Source organism: Pseudomonas reactans (assembly GCF_013385825.1).
GTDB classification, from domain to species: domain Bacteria; phylum Pseudomonadota; class Gammaproteobacteria; order Pseudomonadales; family Pseudomonadaceae; genus Aquipseudomonas; species Aquipseudomonas reactans.
The window spans coordinates 360,535-377,529 of sequence record NZ_JACAPG010000006.1; the positions used below are offsets into that span (position 1 = coordinate 360,535).

Below are 16,995 nucleotides of genomic sequence, written 5' to 3' on the forward strand. Positions count from 1 at the left end.
TTAAAGACCCGCAGCCATGGCTTTATCGATCAGCCAGTTCAGCGAAGGGCCACGGTCGCTGGTCACTTCGACCGGGCGGCCGGCGTAGGTGCTGTCCAGCGGTGCGTCAGGCTTGATCTGCACGCGGATGTCGGAGGACAGGTCGGCGCTGTTCAGGCTGGTGCTGCTGACGATGGTGCCGGTGCGCAGTTGTTCTTCGTCGGCCACTTGGAAGCTTACTGGCGTACCTGGGCGAACGTCGCCGAACTGGCGATAGGTGAAGCGTGCTTCAACGTTGGCCGGGGCGCCGCGAGGTACCAGTTGGAAGATCACGTCGCCCTTGCTGGCGTACTGACCGTCGGCAACCAGTTGCTGGGCAACGATGCAGTCGCAAGGCGAGGTCAGGGTGCCGGTCATTTGCTTGCCGAACAGCTCTTCGACCTTGGCCGGTTGCAGTTGGTCTTCGTCCAGATGGCCTTTGAGCACATCCAGCATGCTGGTGCTGAACGTCGCCAGTGGCGCGCCTTTGGCGGCGATGCCGTCACCTTTGAGCAGGCTTTGCACGGTGCCGTCGCGCGGCATGGTCACGTTCATGCCTGGCACGCTGACGAGGCCTGCCTGGGCGTGGCTGACGAAGTACATGCCGTACACCGACTTGAAGACAAAACCGAACGCCGCGAGGCCGACCAGGAAGATCGCCAGGCTGAACGTCACGGCGCGCAGGCGGCCGAAGGCGCTCATGTTGCTACCGCCGTCCTTGACCTTGCGCGCCTTGGTGAAATTGTCGCGCTGCAGGGTTGCGAGCACGTCGCCCATGGTCACGATGTCACCGGACAAGTGCGAGGTGATCAGGTGGCGCAGGGTGGAAATATCCTGTTGTTCCAGGTTCTGGAACTGGCAACCGGTGCGGCCGCTCTGGCGGTCGTAGGAGCGGATTTGCAGTTCCACGTCCATCGCCAGGCCAAGGTTATCGATCACGAACTGCAGACGGCCCTTGTGCACTTCGCCGACGGTCAACGGCTGGGTGGCGGTGAACGCCAGGCCACCGGCGGAGAGGTCGATCACCCGTGCTTCGGTCTGCGTGCGGTCAGTGTTGAAAAACCGCAGCTTGGCCGGGATTTTGACCCGGGCATGTTGGCGCTGGGCTTCGGATTCGTGGACTACGTTGGCGTTTACTTGGCTGTTCATCAGGGCAATTTCCTAGAGTTAATTCAGGCTTGGCAGGGTCAGACCATCATCAGCAACACGGCGACGAAAATGCTGCCGGCGGAGAAGGTCATGGTCCGAGACGACCAGGTGTTGAACCAACGTTGAAAGCTGGCCAAATCGCGGGTCAGTTTGGTGTCCTGGCGGGTCCAGGACTGTTGATCAAGGCGGAAGAACACGTAGATCTTCACCAGCGCGCCCATGATCTGGTTGTAATAGAGAATCACCGGGTAGGCCGGGCCGATCTTGTGGCCGGAGCACGACAGCAGCAGGGTGAGAATCAGGCGAGTGATGCCGATCCACAGCAGGTACGCGAGGATGAACGCGCCGCCGTACTTGAAGGTGGCGATGATCGCCACGGTCAGGCCGAGCAGGGAGGTCCACATCGACACGCGCTGGTCGAACAACACGATGCTGGTGAACAGGCCCAACCGACGCACACCCAGGCCCAGGGCGCGGGAGTTCTGGCGCAGGTTGTTGCCGTACCAGCGGAACATCAGTTTGCGGCTGGCCTTGATAAAGCTCTTTTCCGGCGGGTGTTCCACGGTGTGGATCGCCGCGTCCGGCACGTAGAAGGTGTCGTAGCCCAGGCGCATCAGGCTGAACCAACTGGACTTGTCATCACCGGTAAGGAACTTGAAGCGACCCAGGCGCCAGTGTTGCAGCGAGTCACTTTCCACGTCGGCGATAAAGCCCGGGTCGGTCACCACGTTGGCACGGAACACCGACATACGACCGGTCATGGTCAGTACGCGCTTGGACAGGGCCATGGAGCACATGTTGATGTGGCGTTGGGCGAAGCGCAGTTTGTGCCATTCGCTCATGATGTAGCCGCCGCGCACTTCACAGAATTCGTTGGTGGTCAGGCCGCCGACATTGCCGAACAGCTGGAACCACGGCACGGTCTTGCGCACGACGCCTTCGGCAAGCACGGTGTCGCCGTCGATCACTGCAACCACGGCGCGGTCATCCGGCAGGTGGCGGGAGATGGCGCGGAAACCGAAGGCCAGGCCGTCGCGTTTGCCGGTACCGGCGATACGCACGAAGTCGAGCTTCACGTGTTCCGGCGGGTTCATTTTCTCCCACAGGCTTTTCACCAGCAGCTCATCGGACATCTCCACCAGCGAGCAAACCACGGTAGTGGGGAAGCCGCATTCGATGGCTTCACGAATCACCGAGCTGTAGACCTGCGCGGTGGTCAGCGCATCGATACGGAAACTGGTGACCATCAGGAACACGTGGGACGGGTCGGCGGCCTTGCCCAGCTTGCGCACTTTGCGGCGCAGGTGCGGGTAGACGACGTAAAGGAACAGCATGCCGCGAAAGAAATGCGTAGCACCCATCGAGTAGCGCCAGATGCCGACGGCGCCAATCAGGAAAATAAAATTCTTCGACTCGGAGTCGAACGTGCTCGCCGGCAGCAGCAGCGCGAGTCCCATCAGCAGGCTGAGAAAGAACAGCCAGCCGGCGGATTGCATCAGTACATGTTTTAACTTGGACATAAGCGTCATCCGAAGGTGATGAAGGCTCCCGGCTGCAAGCGCTGGGGATTGGTACGCTTGCAGCCCGGAACTGGCCGTTGCTGTTACCAGCAAATGCCTTCGGTACGACCGGTCGTGCTGGTGGCCTTGGACATGAAGCCCACCAGGTCGATCACTTGCTTGCCGTGCGGTGCGTTCTGCGCCAGGGCACGGAATTTCTCATCGCGGTTGCCCAGGATGATCACGTCGGAGTTATTGATCACGTCGTCGAAGTCCGAGTTGAGCAGGGACGACACGTGCGGGATCTTGCCTTCGATGTAGTCTTTGTTCGCGCCGTGGACACGGGCGTACTCGACGTTGCTGTCGTAGATGCTCAGGTCGAAACCCTTGCCGATCAGCATTTCAGCCAGCTCGACCAGCGGGCTTTCACGCAGGTCATCGGTACCCGCCTTGAAGCTCAGGCCCAGCAGCGCGACTTTGCGTTTGTCGTGGCTGGAAACGATGTCGAAGGCGTTCTGTACTTGGGACTCGTTGCTGCGCATCAGCGAGTTGAGCAGCGGCGCTTCCACGTCCAGGGAGCTGGCGCGGTAGGTGAGGGCACGCACGTCTTTGGGCAGGCATGAACCACCGAAGGCGAAGCCTGGGCGCATGTAGTACTGGGACAGGTTGAGGGTCTTGTCCTGGCAAACCACTTCCATCACTTCGCGACCATCGACGCCGACAGCCTTGGCGATGTTGCCGATTTCGTTGGCGAAGGTGACCTTGGTGGCGTGCCAGACGTTGCAGGTGTACTTGATCATCTCGGCAACGGCGATGTCCTTGCGGATGATCGGCGCGTCGAGCTCTTCGTACAGCGACTGCAGGACATCGCCGGAGGCTTTGTCGAATTCGCCGATGACGGTCATCGGTGGCAGATCGTAGTCGGCGATGGCGGTGGATTCACGCAGGAATTCCGGGTTGACCGCCACACCGAAGTCGACGCCGGCTTTTTTGCCGGAGCAGTCTTCGAGGATCGGGATCACCACATTGGCCACGGTGCCTGGCAGCACGGTGCTGCGCACTACCACAGTGTGACGGGTAGTTTTGTCACGCAAGACCAGGCCGATTTCGCGGCATACCGCTTCGATGTAGTCCAGTTCCAGGTCGCCGTTTTTCTTGCTTGGCGTACCAACGCAGATCATCGACAGGTCGGTGTCGCGGATGGCTTCGGCGAAGTTGGTGGTACCGCGCAGTCGGCCGTTCTGAATACCCTGGCTCAACAACTCGCCCAGACCCGGTTCAACGATTGGCGATTTGCCCGCATTGATCAGGTCAATCTTGTCCTTGGAGATGTCTACGCCAACCACTTCGTGGCCACGGGCAGACAGGCAACCGGCACACACTGCGCCAACGTAACCGAGACCAAATATGCTGATGCGCATCGCATTTACCTCTTTGTCTTCAAGACTGTGTTAATCATGCCAATTAATGGCGGAGTTCATGTTTGCAAGCGTCACTGATGCCACGAAAGTTGGGCGAGTAGACGCCGACTTACCGCGTACAGGCATGTTAATTAGTGAGTGACTAACTATTGCACTCAAGTTGTGCGCAACTTGGCCTTGTTATTGAGGCTTGCCCTGAAATGCAGCCGGCCTTCCTGGGGGAAGGTGCCGACGCCAGTGCCACAGGGTGCAGATAGAGGCTTTAAGCCTTTATTTATCAACACCTTGGGTGTCATCACTGACACATTTGGGTAAGCGCTGCCTTGGCCTATAGGGGATAGCAATTCATCCTTATCGCCGCCCTCAACTCATATCAGTTGATGATATGACCCATGAGTCAAAGTTGATGGGGCAACTTCGCTACTTCCTTGGGTCGTCATGTAAGTCATCTCTTACAGAAACAGAGAATTTCGTTACCGGTGGTATGAGCCGTGTGTTTAGACGAAGTTCCGGGCCGCTCATCCTGTTTCCGGAAATTTCTTGAAATATTAGGAAAGATGGCACTGGCATTATATTGATAGCACTTGCTATTTGGGCCAGTAGTTGTGGGGAGTTGGGAGAGGGGGATAGTTTTGTGCCACTAGTGTTTAAAAAAAGTGGTGCCACTACGAAAAAAAACGACGGATGTCGAGTGAAAGAATTGTTAGAGATGCGTCAAGATGTTTTTTGACGTCAAAATAATGACATTTTTAGGCGGGAATGCATTCCAAAATGTAGGAGCCGGCTTGCCGGCGATAGCGGTGCTTCAGACAATTAATCATCGCCTGGGGGAACGCTATCGCCGGCAAGCCGGCTCCTACAATTGTTATTTCGCTTTATTCCGGTGCGTGATCGCGCAAGAACACCAGGTTATCCGGCTTCGACTGCTCCGCATTGAAGCGATAGCCCTGCACATCGAATTCCTTCAGCTTGGCCGGGTCGTTGATGCGCTCCTCGATCACAAAGCGGCTCATCATGCCCCGCGCCTTCTTGGCGTAGAAGCTGATGATCTTGTACTGGCCGTTCTTCAGGTCCTTGAACTCGGTGTTGATGATCCGCGCGTTCAGGGCCGTGCGCTTGACCGCCGAGAAGTACTCGTTGGAGGCCAGGTTCAGCAGGACGTCATCGCCTTGTTCAGCCAACGCTTCGTTCAGCCATTCGCTGATGCGCGTGCCCCAGAACGCGTACAGGTCCTTGCCACGGGCGTTGGGCAGTTTGGTGCCCATTTCCAGGCGATACGGCATCATCAGGTCCAACGGGCGCAGCAGGCCGTAGAGGCCCGAGAGCATGCGCAGATGGTCCTGGGCGTAGGTGAAATCGGCATCGCTGAACGTCTCGGCATTCAGGCCGGTGTACACGTCGCCTTTGAAAGCGAGCAGCGCCTGCTTGGCGTTTTCCTGCGTGAACGCAGGCGTCCAGCTGCCGAAACGCGCGGCGTTGAGGCCGCCGATCTTGTCGGATACGTGCATCAATTCGCTGATTTGTGCCGGGCTGAACTCGCGCAGTTGCTCGATCAGCTCCTGGGAATGGTCCAGGTACTGCGGCTGGGTAAAGCGCTGGGTCGCAGGCGCAGTCTCGAAATCGAGGGTCTTGGCGGGTGAAATCACCATCAGCATGAAGTCGTCTCCTGTAATCGTGGGAGGGATTCTAGGGGGTTGAGGCGTTCGACTCCACCTATGGCAACGATAGAGATCAAAACTGTAGGAGCCGGCTTGCCGGCGATAGCGTCCGCGAGATCACTACTGGTCTCAAGGGCCTCATCGCCGGCAAGCCGGCTCCTACAGGGTGCGTGGTGTATCGGCTATAGTGGCCGACGACTCTGGAGAGGGAGACCCCGTGTGCGAATAGCACTTTTGTTGTCGGCTTGCTTGTTGTGCCTGAATGCCCAGGCGGCGCCGGTGGATGTGGCGAGCCTGGACCGTGGCACCTGGCCCGAAAAACTCGGCAGCCCGGCGCTGTTCGACGTGGCCTCACGCGCCGAAATCCTCATGTTCGCTCACAGCCTGCTGGCCAGCGAGAATCAGGACGAAGCCGCGCTCAAGCAGCGCCTGGGCTTGAAGATCATCAACCTGTCCGCCATCGACGACCTGCGTCGCCAGCTCTGGCAGCGCTTGCTGGAGAACTATACGTTCGCCCAGCAGAGTTGCGAGGTCGACGCCTCGTTCTGCTATCTGGTGGAGAACATGGACGATCTGCGCGAGCAGGCCGGCAAGTTCGAGGTGAGCGAAGACTCCTTCTATATAGGCTGGGCCAACCCCAGCCATGTGTTCCATGAGCGTTACCTGGACGAGCTGCTGCGCAAGGCCGCGCTGTTCCCGCAGATCAGCAGCGAAGTCGCGCGCTTCGGCGACCATGAGCGCAACGGTGATGAATTCAACGATCGCCTGTTCCTGCTCACCTTCGACGGCGGCCCTGCGCCAGTCAGCGGCAATACCGACTGGCTCACCGACTACCTGCGCAAGCAGAAGATGAACGCCACATTCTTCGCCCTCGGCAGCAGCCTGCAATCCCGTGTCGAGCGCAGTTCGGTTGCCGATGTGCAGGCGCTGTACCAAGGCCAGTGCGTCGGCACCCAGGGTTGGCAATACCGCTCACACAGCCATTGGGTGGAGTGGCAGAGTTCGATCACACGCAGCGCATCGTTGGCGCAGAACCTGATGCCGGAAAACTACGTGCCGCTGTTCCGTCCGCCCTATGGCCAACGTCGTGCAGACAGCCAGGGTTTCTTTCAAGCCCAGGGCTTGCAGGTGGCGTTGTGGGACATCGATTCCCAAGACGAACCGGGCAAGCTCAAGGCCGATGAGTCAGCGCAACGGGTGCTGACCTTGATGCTGTTGTGGCGCAAAGGCGTGATTGTGTTTCACGACACCCAGGACAAGGCACGGGTGGCTTTACCTATGCTGTTGCAGGCGACGGCGCAGAGTGGTCTGGGTTGGCAGGACTGCCGGGAGGCGTTTCGCTGAAGTGCCCGGCCCTGTTGGGGATGAGGCGTTTTTGGGGTGATTTTGTGCGACATTTCGATGCAGGCGGACTTCCGACTTTAGCGGGGTACGTGGCACTCGGCTAGTGCTATTCGTCATCCTGAAAAATAAACTTCAAAAAAGCGTCAAAGTGCTTTTTTCTGTCATGGGTTTTGCGGTATTACGAAGTCAGATCGCCGAACCCTGCAGCACAGGTGGCGTCTTCCAAGACTCCTCATGTGGGCACTGCGCTTGACGTCACTCAGGTGCAGTCGGTGGTCGAATCGAGGCGCAGCACCGCCCAGGTATTGCGTCGACTGGCTCCCACAAAAGGTGACCGAGTATGGATGATCATGGACGTAACCCTTCTTCCGACCAGCCAATCCTTTATGTGCTTGATACCAACGTACTGATCCACGATCCAAACGCACTGCTCAACTTCGAAGAACACCACGTCGCCATCCCGATGATCGTGCTTGAGGAACTCGACAAACTCAAAAGCGGGCACCACAGCGTTGCCGCCGAATGTCGCCAGGCCATCCGCCTGATCGACAAGACATTGGGCGAAGCGTCGCCGGAGGACGTCGAAGTCGGCGTACCGATCCAGCGTGGCAAAAGCGGGCCCAAGGGCTTGCTGTCGATTCTGATGAGCAAGCGCAGTGAGCCGAACAGCCTGCTGCCGGAGAATCTGAACGACAACAAAATCATCAACCAATTGATCGACCTGCACGCCCGCGACAAGGACCTGCGCGTAGTGCTGGTGACCAAAGACATCAATATGCGCCTCAAGGCCCGAGCGTGTGGGATCGCGGCCGAGGACTACAGTACCGACCAACTGGTCGACGACGTGTCGATGCTGTCCCGTGGTTATCACATGATGACCGGCTCGTTCTGGGACCGCGTCAGCAAGGTCGAAACCCGTCAGGACCATGGCCGCACCTGGCACCAGGTGCAACTGATCGACAACCTTCCGGCCGTGCACATCAATGAATTCATCGTCGACGAACAGGGCTTCGTGGGTTGGATCAAAGAGATCCAGGTCGACAAGCTGCTGATCCTCGACCTGCATCAGGAACCCCTGTTGCACCAGGAAGCCTGGGGCCTGAAACCGCGTGATATCTACCAGAGTCTGGCGCTGTATGCGCTGCTCGACCCGGACATCCACCTGGTCAACCTGACCGGTGCCGCCGGTTCCGGTAAAACCATCCTCGCCCTGGCTGCCGCCATCGAGCAGACCATGGTGACCAAGCGCTATCGCCGCATCATCGCCACCCGCAGCGTGCAGGGCCTGGACCAGGAAATCGGCTTCCTGCCCGGCACCGAAGCGGAAAAAATGGAGCCGTGGCTGGGGGCGATCACCGACAACCTCGAAGCGTTGCACATGGATGACGAAAACACCCATGGCAGCGTCGACTACATCCTCAGCAAAGTGCCGTTGCAGTTCAAATCCCTCAACTACATCCGAGGTCGCAGCTTCCAGCAGAGCCTGATTTTGATTGATGAATGCCAGAACCTCACCCCGCACCAGATGAAAACCATCATCACCCGTGCCGGCGCCGGTTCCAAAGTGGTGTGCCTGGGCAACCTGGCACAGATCGACACCCCTTACCTGTCCGCGACCAGCTCCGGGCTGACTTACCTGACGGAACGCTTCAAAGACTTCCCGAACGGCGTGCACATTGCGCTGCAAGGGGTTCCACGTTCGATTCTGGCCGAATACGCCGAATCCCACTTGTAAACACTACACACTGTAGGAGCCGGCTTGCCGGCGATGGCGTCCTCGAGGGCCCCATCGCCGGCAAGCCGGCTCCTACGCACAATCAGCCGTGCGCAAAATTGACCCACGGGTTTACAATCGGTGCTCCTGATCAGGAGTATCCCTGTGCTGACTCATCTCGATTCCCAAGGTCGCGCCCACATGGTCGACGTCACCGACAAGTCCGTGACGTTCCGTGAAGCCGTGGCCGAAGCCCGGGTGCGCATGCTGCCCGAGACCCTGCAAATGATTGTCGACGGCGCCCATCCCAAGGGTGATGTGTTCGCCGTGGCCCGCATCGCCGGGATCCAGGCGGCGAAAAAAACCAGTGATCTGATCCCGCTGTGCCACCCGCTGATGTTGACGGGCGTAAAGGTCGAACTGAGCGCCGATGGCGCTGACTCGGTGCACATCCTGGCGCGCTGCAAACTCTCCGGGCAGACCGGCGTGGAAATGGAAGCCCTCACCGCCGCCAGTGTCGCGGCACTGACCATTTACGACATGTGCAAGGCCGTGGATCGCGGTATGACCATCGAAAGCATTCGCCTGCTGGAAAAGTTTGGCGGCAAGAGCGGGCACTTCAAGGCGGACCAGGCATGAGCATCAACGTATTGTTTTTTGCGCGTTACGCCGAGGCGGTGGGGTTTGACTCGCTGGAGATGGAGGGCGAATTCGCCACTGTCGACGCAGTACGTCTGGCGTTGGCCAGTGACCCGGAGTTTGCCGTACTCAACGAGACCAGCCTGATGTGCGCGCGCAACGAAGAGATGTGCGGCCTCGATGAGCCGGTGCAGGCAGGTGACGAAGTGGCATTCTTCCCACCCGTGACCGGAGGCTGATCATGGCCATTCGTGTGCAGGCCCAGCCGTTTGATCCAGGCTTCGAAGTGAATGCCATGCACGCGGCCAATGTCGGCGTCGGCGCGGTGGTGAGTTTTGTTGGCTATGTGCGCGATTTCAATGACGGTCTGGATGTCGCGGGAATGTTCCTGGAGCACTACCCCGGCATGACCGAAAAGGCCCTGGCCAAGATTACCGTGGAAGCCGAGCAGCGCTGGCCGTTGCTCAAGCTGGAAGTGCTGCACCGCATTGGCGCGTTGGAGCCGGGTGAGCCGATTGTGTTTGTCGGGGCAGCGAGTGCCCATCGCCAGGCAGCGTTTGATGCGTGTGCGTTTGTGATGGACTACCTGAAGACGCGGGCGCCGTTTTGGAAGAAGGAAAACACCAGTGAAGGGCCGCGTTGGGTGGAAGGGCGGCACAGCGATCACGCCGCTGCGGACCGCTGGAAATAAACATACCTCTGTAGGAGCCGGCTTGCCGGCGATGACGACCGTGAGAACAGTGCAAGGCTTGAGGCCTCATCGCCGGCAAGCCGGCTCCTACAGGGTTTGCGTATTCAGCTTGGGCGTTTGCGTTCTACTGGGCGCAACAAATGCGTCGGCGGCGTCTCGCAGCTGATCTTGCGCCCCAGCAGCGCCTCGATCGACGGCAACTGGTACGAGTCATCTTCCCCTGCAAAGCTGATCGACACCCCCGCAGCCCCGGCACGGCCGGTACGGCCAATGCGGTGCACGTAGTCGTCCGGCACTTCCGGCAGGGTGAAGTTGATCACGTGGCTGATGCCATCAATGTGAATCCCGCGTCCGGCCACATCGGTCGCCACCAGCACACGAATCTTGCCTTCGCGGAAGCCTTCCAACGTCTTGATGCGCTTGTGCTGCGGCACATCGCCCGACAGTTGCGCGGCGTTCACACCATCACGCACCAGGCGTTCTTCGATACGGCGCACTTCGTCCTTGCGGTTGGCGAACACCATCACGCGCTCCCAACCGTTGTCGTTGACCAGGTTGTAGAGCAGCTTGTACTTGTCGGCACCGGCCACGGCGTAGATGTGTTGCTCGACGTTTTCGCTGGCAACGTTTTCCGCTTCGATCTCGACGATGGACGGGTCGGTGGTCCACTGCTTGGCGAGGTTCATCACGTCTTCGGTGAAGGTCGCGGAGAACAGCAAGGTCTGACGCTCGGATTTCGGCGGGGTCTGGCGAATGATCTGACGCACTTGTGGGATGAAACCCATGTCGAGCATGCGGTCGGCTTCGTCCAGTACCATCACTTCGACCATGTCCAAGTGCACGTCGCCGCGCTGGTTGAAGTCCAGCAGTCGGCCAGGTGTCGCCACTAGAATGTCGCAGTGACGGGCTTCGAGGTGCTTGAGTTGCTTGTCGAAGTCCATGCCACCGACGAACGTCATGACGTTGAGGCCGGTGTACTTAGTCAGGTCAGCAGCGTCCTTGGCGATCTGTACCACCAGCTCCCGGGTCGGGGCGATGATCAGTGCGCGTGGCTCACCCATGTAGCGCTCTTTCGGCGGTGGCGTCTGCAGCAACTGGGTGATGATCGAGATCAGGAACGCGGCGGTCTTGCCGGTGCCGGTCTGGGCACGGCCGATGGCGTCTTTTCCGGCCAGGGTGAAGCCCAGCACCTGCGCCTGGATCGGCGTGCAGTACGGGAAACCCAGGTCCTGGATGGCGTGCATCAGTTCAGGAGCCAGTTTGAAATCGTGGAAGCGCGTCTTGCCTTCCTGGGGCTCGACGACGAAATCTTCGAGTTTCCATGGGATCACGGGCGGTTTCGGCGTGCGCTCACGGCGCGGTTTCGGGGCCGGTGCGGCTGCTTGTACCGGTTCAGGCGGTTTCACCGTAGGCGTCTTGGGCTGGGCGACCGGCGCAGTCCGGTCGGGCTGTTGACCGTCATTGCGGCTGCCGGTAGTCGGGGCAGGAGCACTGGGAACAGGCGCGAGCGGCTCGGCCTCGCTTTTGCCGAACATCTTCTTGAGTGCTTCGAGCACGGTGATCTCATTAATTGGTTAAGGAATGTACGCCGGCCAGTGTAATGCAAGAATCGGGCGCGGCGTAGTGCGTCTGTCATATGGCTACATAAACGGTGGTTTTCAGCCCAGGCGAGCGGTCAACCAGGCACCGATATCGCGTATCTCCTCGGGTAACACTTCGTGGCCCATTGGGTATTCCTGCCATGTCACGGTGACACCACGGGTCTTCAAGTGCTCGTAGGCGCTGCGGCCCATGGCGTTCTGCACCACGTCGTCGTATTGGCCGTGCAGGCACAGGGCTGGAATGCGCTGTTGGCTGGCGGACAGTTCCAGCTCATCCCCGAATGTGGGTGCATAAGTGGAGAGGGCGATCACGCCACCCAACGGGCCTTCCCAATTCAGGAATGCGGTATGGAAAACCACGGCGCCGCCTTGGGAGAAACCGGCGAGGAAAATTCGCGACGCGTCTATTCCGGTTCTCTTCTGGTCTTCGATCAAATCCGTGACCATCTTCGCCGAGACTTCCAGCTCCTCCAGGCTGATGGAACGCGCCGGGCTCATGGCCTTGATGTCGTACCAACTGGGCATCTCGTAGCCCCCGTTGATGGTGACGGGGCGGGTCGGTGCCTGGGGCAAAACGAAACGGGTAGTCAGCAAGCTTTCCTGCAGCGCTTCGGCCACCGGCAGGAAGTCGTAGCGATCGGCACCCAGGCCATGCAACCAGATGACGCAGGCGTCTGCGGGCTTGGCGGGCTGAAGAATCAAGGGGTCGGTCATGTCTGCTCCATTAATGTGCGTGCGCTCCGATTAAGTGCGACGGAACGGTGCGTAGCTTGTCGATCTGTTAAGAGAATGTCGCAAGGCTGAATCTTTTGCACTTGCTCATGGGCCGAAACGGCTCAGCCAGCACTCTGGTACGCGCCTTGCTATGTGTAGGTCGATGTCAGAACTTTCCTGCGACGGTAACACTATCAGTGCCTGCCGCTTGTGGGAAAGAACCTGGAATTACTGCGACAACTTCATGCCGCTTGACCCTAAAAAAAGCCAACACGGGTCGATATCGCCTCATAAGGGTGCGCTGAGGTTCGAGCTCCGACACAACAAGAGCAAACTGGAGGTTTGAATGAAGGTATTGAAATCCACCCTGGCCATCGTGACTGCGGCGGCTGTACTGGGTGTCAGCGGTTTCGCCCAAGCCGGCGCCACCCTGGATGCCGTGCAGAAGAAAGGCTTTGTACAATGTGGCGTGAGTGACGGCCTGCCGGGTTTCTCGGTGCCGGATGCCAGCGGCAAGATCCTCGGGATCGACGCTGACGTGTGTCGCGCTGTGGCCGCTGCCGTTTTCGGCGACGCGACCAAGGTCAAATTCAGCCAGTTGAATGCCAAGGAGCGTTTCACCGCGCTTCAGTCGGGCGAAGTCGACATCCTGTCCCGTAACACCACCATGACCAGCTCCCGCGACGCCGGCATGGGCCTTAAATTCCCAGGCTTCATCACTTACTACGACGGCATCGGCTTCCTGGTAAACAACAAGCTGGGCGTGAAAAGTGCCAAGGAACTGGACGGTGCAACCATCTGCATCCAGGCCGGTACCACCACTGAGCTGAACGTTTCCGACTACTTCCGCGGCAACAACCTGAAATACACCCCGATCACCTTCGACACCTCCGACGAAAGCGCCAAGTCGCTGGAATCCGGTCGTTGCGACGTACTGACTTCCGACAAGTCCCAACTGTTCGCCCAGCGCAGCAAGCTGGCCGCGCCGAAAGACTACGTGGTTCTGCCGGAAACCATTTCCAAAGAACCGTTGGGCCCGGTCGTGCGTAACGGCGACGACGAGTGGCTGGCCATCGTGCGCTGGGTTGGCTACGCCATGCTCAACGCTGAAGAAGCCGGTATCACTTCGAAAAACGTTGAAGCTGAAGCCAAGTCCACCAAGAACCCGGACGTTGCGCGTCTGCTCGGTGCTGACGGCGAATACGGCAAAGACCTGAAAGTGAAGAAAGACTGGGTTGTACAGATCGTCAAGCAAGTCGGTAACTACGGTGAAGTGTTCGAGCGCAACCTGGGCAAGAGCACCCCGCTGGAAATCGACCGTGGCCTGAACGCGCTGTGGAACAACGGCGGCATTCAATACGCACCCCCTGTGCGCTGATCGCTGATGGTTCTGTCACCCGGTGGGCCAACCGCCGGGTGATGTTCTGTTCCATTATTTTCGGGGCATTTCATGCAAAAACAAATCGGCGCACCCAAGCAGAAGCTCAGCTTCAGCGATCCCAAAGTGCGTGCGTGGCTCTTCCAGATCATCACGATTGTGGCGGTGGTCTCGCTGGGCTGGTACCTCTTCAATAACACCCAGACCAACCTTCAACACCGGGGCATTACCTCGGGTTTCGACTTTCTTGAACGCAGTGCCGGTTTCGGCATCGCGCAGCATTTGATCGACTACACCGAATCGGACAGCTATGCCCGGGTCTTTGTAATCGGTTTGCTCAACACCTTGCTGGTGACCTTCATTGGCGTGATCCTGGCGACGCTGCTCGGGTTCGTCATCGGCGTGGCGCGGCTGTCGCCGAACTGGATGATCAACAAGCTGGCGACCGTGTACGTGGAAGTGTTCCGCAACATCCCGCCGCTGCTGCAAATCCTGTTCTGGTACTTCGCGGTGTTCCTGACCATGCCGGGGCCGCGTAACAGTCATAACTTCGGCGATACCTTCTTTGTCAGCAGCCGTGGCCTGAACATGCCGGCAGCGATTGCCGCCGACGGTTTCTGGCCGTTTGTGGTCAGCATCGTGGTCGCGATCGTGGCAATCGTGCTGATGGCACGTTGGGCCAACAAGCGCTTTGAAGCGACTGGCGTACCGTTCCACAAATTCTGGGCCGGCCTGGCGCTGTTCATCGTGATCCCGGCGCTGTGCGCCTTGATCTTCGGTGCACCGCTGCATTGGGAAATGCCGAAGTTGCAGGGCTTCAACTTTGTCGGAGGTTGGGTACTGATCCCTGAACTGCTGGCGCTGACCCTGGCACTGACCGTCTACACGGCCGCGTTTATCGCCGAGATCGTGCGGTCGGGCATCAAGTCCGTCAGCCACGGCCAGACCGAAGCCGCGCGCTCCCTGGGCCTGCGCCCGGGGCCGACGCTGCGCAAGGTCATCATCCCGCAGGCCCTGCGGGTGATCATCCCGCCGCTGACCAGCCAATACCTGAACCTGGCGAAAAACTCGTCACTCGCTGCCGGTATTGGTTACCCGGAAATGGTTTCGCTGTTTGCCGGCACGGTGCTCAACCAGACCGGCCAGGCCATCGAAGTGATTGCGATCACCATGAGCGTGTACCTGGCGATCAGCATCAGCATTTCCCTGCTGATGAACTGGTACAACAAGCGCATTGCGCTGATCGAGCGGTGAGGAAACGCCCATGAGTTCACATACTTTCAAACCGGATATGCCGCCGCCGAACAAAGTGTTCGGGCCGATGGCCTGGATGCGCGCCAACCTGTTTTCCAGCTGGCTCAACACGCTGCTGACACTGCTGGCGTTCTACCTGATCTACCTGGTGGTACCGCCGATCCTGAGCTGGGCGATCATCGACGCCAACTGGGTTGGTACTACACGCGCTGATTGCACCAAGGAAGGCGCCTGCTGGGTGTTTATCCAACAGCGCTTCGGGCAGTTCATGTATGGCTACTACCCTGGCGACCTGCGCTGGCGCGTGGACCTCACCGTATGGCTGGCCATCGTTGGCGTGGCGCCGTTGTTCATCTCGCGCTTCCAGCGCAAGGCGGTCTACGGCCTGAGCTTCCTGGTGCTGTACCCGATCATCGCGTTCTTCCTGCTGCACGGCGGGGCCTTTGGCCTGACCAATGTGGCAACCAGCCAATGGGGCGGCCTGATGCTGACCCTAGTGATCGCCACCGTCGGCATCGCCGGCGCCTTGCCGCTGGGCATCATGCTGGCGCTGGGGCGGCGCTCGAACATGCCGGCGATTCGAGTGGTCTGCGTGACCTTCATCGAATTCTGGCGCGGCGTGCCGTTGATCACCGTGTTGTTCATGTCCTCGGTGATGCTGCCGTTGTTCCTGCCCGAAGGCATGGGCATCGACAAACTGCTGCGGGCGTTGATCGGCGTGATCCTGTTCCAGTCGGCTTATGTGGCTGAAGTGGTGCGCGGTGGCTTGCAGGCGATTCCCAAGGGCCAGTACGAAGCCGCTGCTGCGATGGGCCTGGGCTACTGGCGTTCGATGGGCCTGGTGATCCTGCCGCAAGCCCTGAAGATGGTGATCCCCGGCATCGTCAACACGTTCATTGCGCTGTTCAAGGACACCAGCCTGGTGATCATCATCGGCCTGTTCGACCTGCTCAACAGCGTCAAGCAGGCCGCCGCCGACCCTAAATGGTTGGGCATGGCCACCGAAGGCTATGTGTTCGCGGCCCTGGTGTTCTGGATTTTCTGTTTTGGTATGTCGCGCTATTCCATTCATTTGGAACACAAGCTCGACACAGGCCACAAGCGTTAGGAGTTGTTGTTATGAGCGAAGCGATCAAACAGCCTGTGAGCCCTGAAGGCATTATCCAGATGCAGGGCGTCAACAAGTGGTACGGCCAGTTCCACGTGTTGAAAGACATCAACCTCAACGTCAAGCAGGGCGAGCGAATCGTGCTGTGTGGCCCGTCGGGTTCGGGCAAGTCCACCACCATCCGCTGCCTCAATCGCCTGGAAGAACACCAGCAGGGCCGCATCGTGGTGGATGGCGTGGAACTGACCAACGACCTCAAGCAGATCGAGGCGATCCGCCGTGAAGTCGGCATGGTGTTCCAGCACTTCAACCTGTTCCCGCACCTGACTATCCTGCAGAACTGCACGTTGGCGCCGATGTGGGTACGCAAGATGCCCAAGCGCAAGGCCGAGGAAATTGCCATGCATTACCTTGAGCGCGTGCGCATTCCGGAGCAGGCCCACAAGTTTCCGGGGCAACTGTCCGGCGGCCAACAACAGCGTGTGGCGATTGCCCGTGCCTTGTGCATGAAGCCGAAAATCATGCTGTTCGACGAACCAACCTCGGCACTCGATCCAGAAATGGTGAAGGAAGTACTGGACACCATGATTGGCCTGGCCGAAGACGGCATGACCATGTTGTGCGTGACCCACGAAATGGGCTTTGCGCGCACCGTGGCCAACCGCGTGATCTTCATGGACAAGGGCGAGATCGTGGAACAGGCGGCGCCGAATGACTTCTTCGACAACCCGCAGAATGACCGGACCAAGTTGTTCTTGAGCCAGATTTTGCATTGATCGAAGGTTGAATGAATAAACCCGGCCTGGT

General features: G+C 59.1%; 15 protein-coding genes. 9 read left to right on the forward strand and 6 right to left on the reverse strand.

Annotation, left to right across the window (positions count from 1 at the left end; genetic code table 11):
- The 4 genes from HX868_RS07780 to yaaA form a co-directional block, all read right to left on the reverse strand.
- Positions 1-1,167, reverse strand: a complete 1,167-nt coding sequence (locus HX868_RS07780; RefSeq protein WP_177002467.1) for an alginate biosynthesis protein Alg44 — start codon at positions 1,165-1,167, stop codon at positions 1-3.
- Positions 1,168-1,205: 38 nt separating this feature from the next.
- Positions 1,206-2,687 carry a mannuronan synthase gene (alg8, locus tag HX868_RS07785; RefSeq protein ID WP_177002468.1) on the reverse strand — a complete coding sequence of 494 codons (1,482 nt, stop codon included), beginning with the start codon at positions 2,685-2,687 and terminating at the stop codon, positions 1,206-1,208.
- 83 nt (positions 2,688-2,770) lie between these two features.
- Positions 2,771-4,087, reverse strand: a complete 1,317-nt coding sequence (locus HX868_RS07790) for a nucleotide sugar dehydrogenase (protein WP_177002469.1) — start codon at positions 4,085-4,087, stop codon at positions 2,771-2,773.
- A gap of 875 nt (positions 4,088-4,962) precedes the next feature.
- Positions 4,963-5,742, reverse strand: a complete 780-nt coding sequence (yaaA, locus tag HX868_RS07795; protein WP_095014777.1) for a peroxide stress protein YaaA — start codon at positions 5,740-5,742, stop codon at positions 4,963-4,965.
- 222 nt (positions 5,743-5,964) lie between these two features.
- Between yaaA and HX868_RS07800 the strand changes: the two genes are divergently transcribed.
- From HX868_RS07800 to moaE, 5 genes are all read left to right on the forward strand, one after another.
- Positions 5,965-7,089: a polysaccharide deacetylase family protein gene (locus HX868_RS07800; RefSeq protein ID WP_177002470.1), complete on the forward strand. Its 1,125-nt coding sequence runs from the start codon at positions 5,965-5,967 to the stop codon at positions 7,087-7,089.
- Between the two features lie 340 nt (positions 7,090-7,429).
- Positions 7,430-8,824 carry a PhoH family protein gene (locus tag HX868_RS07805; protein ID WP_005785025.1) on the forward strand — a complete coding sequence of 465 codons (1,395 nt, stop codon included), beginning with the start codon at positions 7,430-7,432 and terminating at the stop codon, positions 8,822-8,824.
- A 144-nt stretch (positions 8,825-8,968) separates the two neighbouring features.
- The gene (moaC, locus tag HX868_RS07810) at positions 8,969-9,442 is read left to right on the forward strand and encodes a cyclic pyranopterin monophosphate synthase MoaC (RefSeq protein ID WP_177002471.1); all 474 of its coding nucleotides are present in this window, start codon (positions 8,969-8,971) and stop codon (positions 9,440-9,442) included.
- Positions 9,439-9,681: a molybdopterin converting factor subunit 1 gene (gene moaD / locus HX868_RS07815; RefSeq protein ID WP_177002472.1), complete on the forward strand. Its 243-nt coding sequence runs from the start codon at positions 9,439-9,441 to the stop codon at positions 9,679-9,681. The genes moaC and moaD overlap by 4 nt, the downstream gene beginning before the upstream one ends.
- A 2-nt stretch (positions 9,682-9,683) precedes the next feature.
- Positions 9,684-10,133 (forward strand): molybdopterin synthase catalytic subunit MoaE, encoded by a 450-nt coding sequence (gene moaE / locus HX868_RS07820; protein ID WP_177002473.1) that lies wholly within the window; start codon positions 9,684-9,686, stop codon positions 10,131-10,133.
- Between the two features lie 104 nt (positions 10,134-10,237).
- Here the strand turns inward: moaE and rhlB are convergent, their stop codons facing one another.
- A complete protein-coding gene (gene rhlB / locus HX868_RS07825) occupies positions 10,238-11,689 on the reverse strand; it encodes an ATP-dependent RNA helicase RhlB (protein WP_177002474.1) in 1,452 nt (483 codons plus the stop codon).
- A gap of 102 nt (positions 11,690-11,791) precedes the next feature.
- Positions 11,792-12,448 carry an alpha/beta hydrolase gene (locus tag HX868_RS07830; RefSeq protein WP_177002475.1) on the reverse strand — a complete coding sequence of 219 codons (657 nt, stop codon included), beginning with the start codon at positions 12,446-12,448 and terminating at the stop codon, positions 11,792-11,794.
- Positions 12,449-12,794: 346 nt separating this feature from the next.
- Here HX868_RS07830 and HX868_RS07835 point away from each other — a divergent pair, with 346 nt between their 5' ends.
- From HX868_RS07835 to HX868_RS07850, 4 genes are all read left to right on the forward strand, one after another.
- Positions 12,795-13,826, forward strand: coding sequence for an amino acid ABC transporter substrate-binding protein (locus tag HX868_RS07835; protein WP_016978213.1), 1,032 nt, complete (start codon positions 12,795-12,797; stop codon positions 13,824-13,826).
- A gap of 72 nt (positions 13,827-13,898) precedes the next feature.
- Positions 13,899-15,080 carry an amino acid ABC transporter permease gene (locus tag HX868_RS07840; RefSeq protein ID WP_016978214.1) on the forward strand — a complete coding sequence of 394 codons (1,182 nt, stop codon included), beginning with the start codon at positions 13,899-13,901 and terminating at the stop codon, positions 15,078-15,080.
- 10 nt (positions 15,081-15,090) lie between these two features.
- Positions 15,091-16,188 carry an amino acid ABC transporter permease gene (locus HX868_RS07845; protein ID WP_016978216.1) on the forward strand — a complete coding sequence of 366 codons (1,098 nt, stop codon included), beginning with the start codon at positions 15,091-15,093 and terminating at the stop codon, positions 16,186-16,188.
- An 11-nt stretch (positions 16,189-16,199) separates the two neighbouring features.
- Positions 16,200-16,964 carry an amino acid ABC transporter ATP-binding protein gene (locus HX868_RS07850; protein ID WP_003171943.1) on the forward strand — a complete coding sequence of 255 codons (765 nt, stop codon included), beginning with the start codon at positions 16,200-16,202 and terminating at the stop codon, positions 16,962-16,964.
- Positions 16,965-16,995 lie beyond the last annotated feature (31 nt).

Coding starts and splice junctions, on each gene's coding strand:
- HX868_RS07780 (WP_177002467.1), bottom strand. CDS start 1,167: ATGAACAGCCAAGTAAACGCCAACGTAGTCCACGAATCCGAAGCCCAG.
- alg8 (WP_177002468.1), bottom strand. CDS start 2,687: ATGTCCAAGTTAAAACATGTACTGATGCAATCCGCCGGCTGGCTGTTC.
- HX868_RS07790 (WP_177002469.1), bottom strand. CDS start 4,087: ATGCGCATCAGCATATTTGGTCTCGGTTACGTTGGCGCAGTGTGTGCC.
- yaaA (WP_095014777.1), bottom strand. CDS start 5,742: ATGCTGATGGTGATTTCACCCGCCAAGACCCTCGATTTCGAGACTGCG.
- HX868_RS07805 (WP_005785025.1), top strand. CDS start 7,430: ATGGATGATCATGGACGTAACCCTTCTTCCGACCAGCCAATCCTTTAT.
- moaD (WP_177002472.1), top strand. CDS start 9,439: ATGAGCATCAACGTATTGTTTTTTGCGCGTTACGCCGAGGCGGTGGGG.
- moaE (WP_177002473.1), top strand. CDS start 9,684: ATGGCCATTCGTGTGCAGGCCCAGCCGTTTGATCCAGGCTTCGAAGTG.
- HX868_RS07830 (WP_177002475.1), bottom strand. CDS start 12,448: ATGACCGACCCCTTGATTCTTCAGCCCGCCAAGCCCGCAGACGCCTGC.
- HX868_RS07835 (WP_016978213.1), top strand. CDS start 12,795: ATGAAGGTATTGAAATCCACCCTGGCCATCGTGACTGCGGCGGCTGTA.
- HX868_RS07840 (WP_016978214.1), top strand. CDS start 13,899: ATGCAAAAACAAATCGGCGCACCCAAGCAGAAGCTCAGCTTCAGCGAT.
- HX868_RS07845 (WP_016978216.1), top strand. CDS start 15,091: ATGAGTTCACATACTTTCAAACCGGATATGCCGCCGCCGAACAAAGTG.
- HX868_RS07850 (WP_003171943.1), top strand. CDS start 16,200: ATGAGCGAAGCGATCAAACAGCCTGTGAGCCCTGAAGGCATTATCCAG.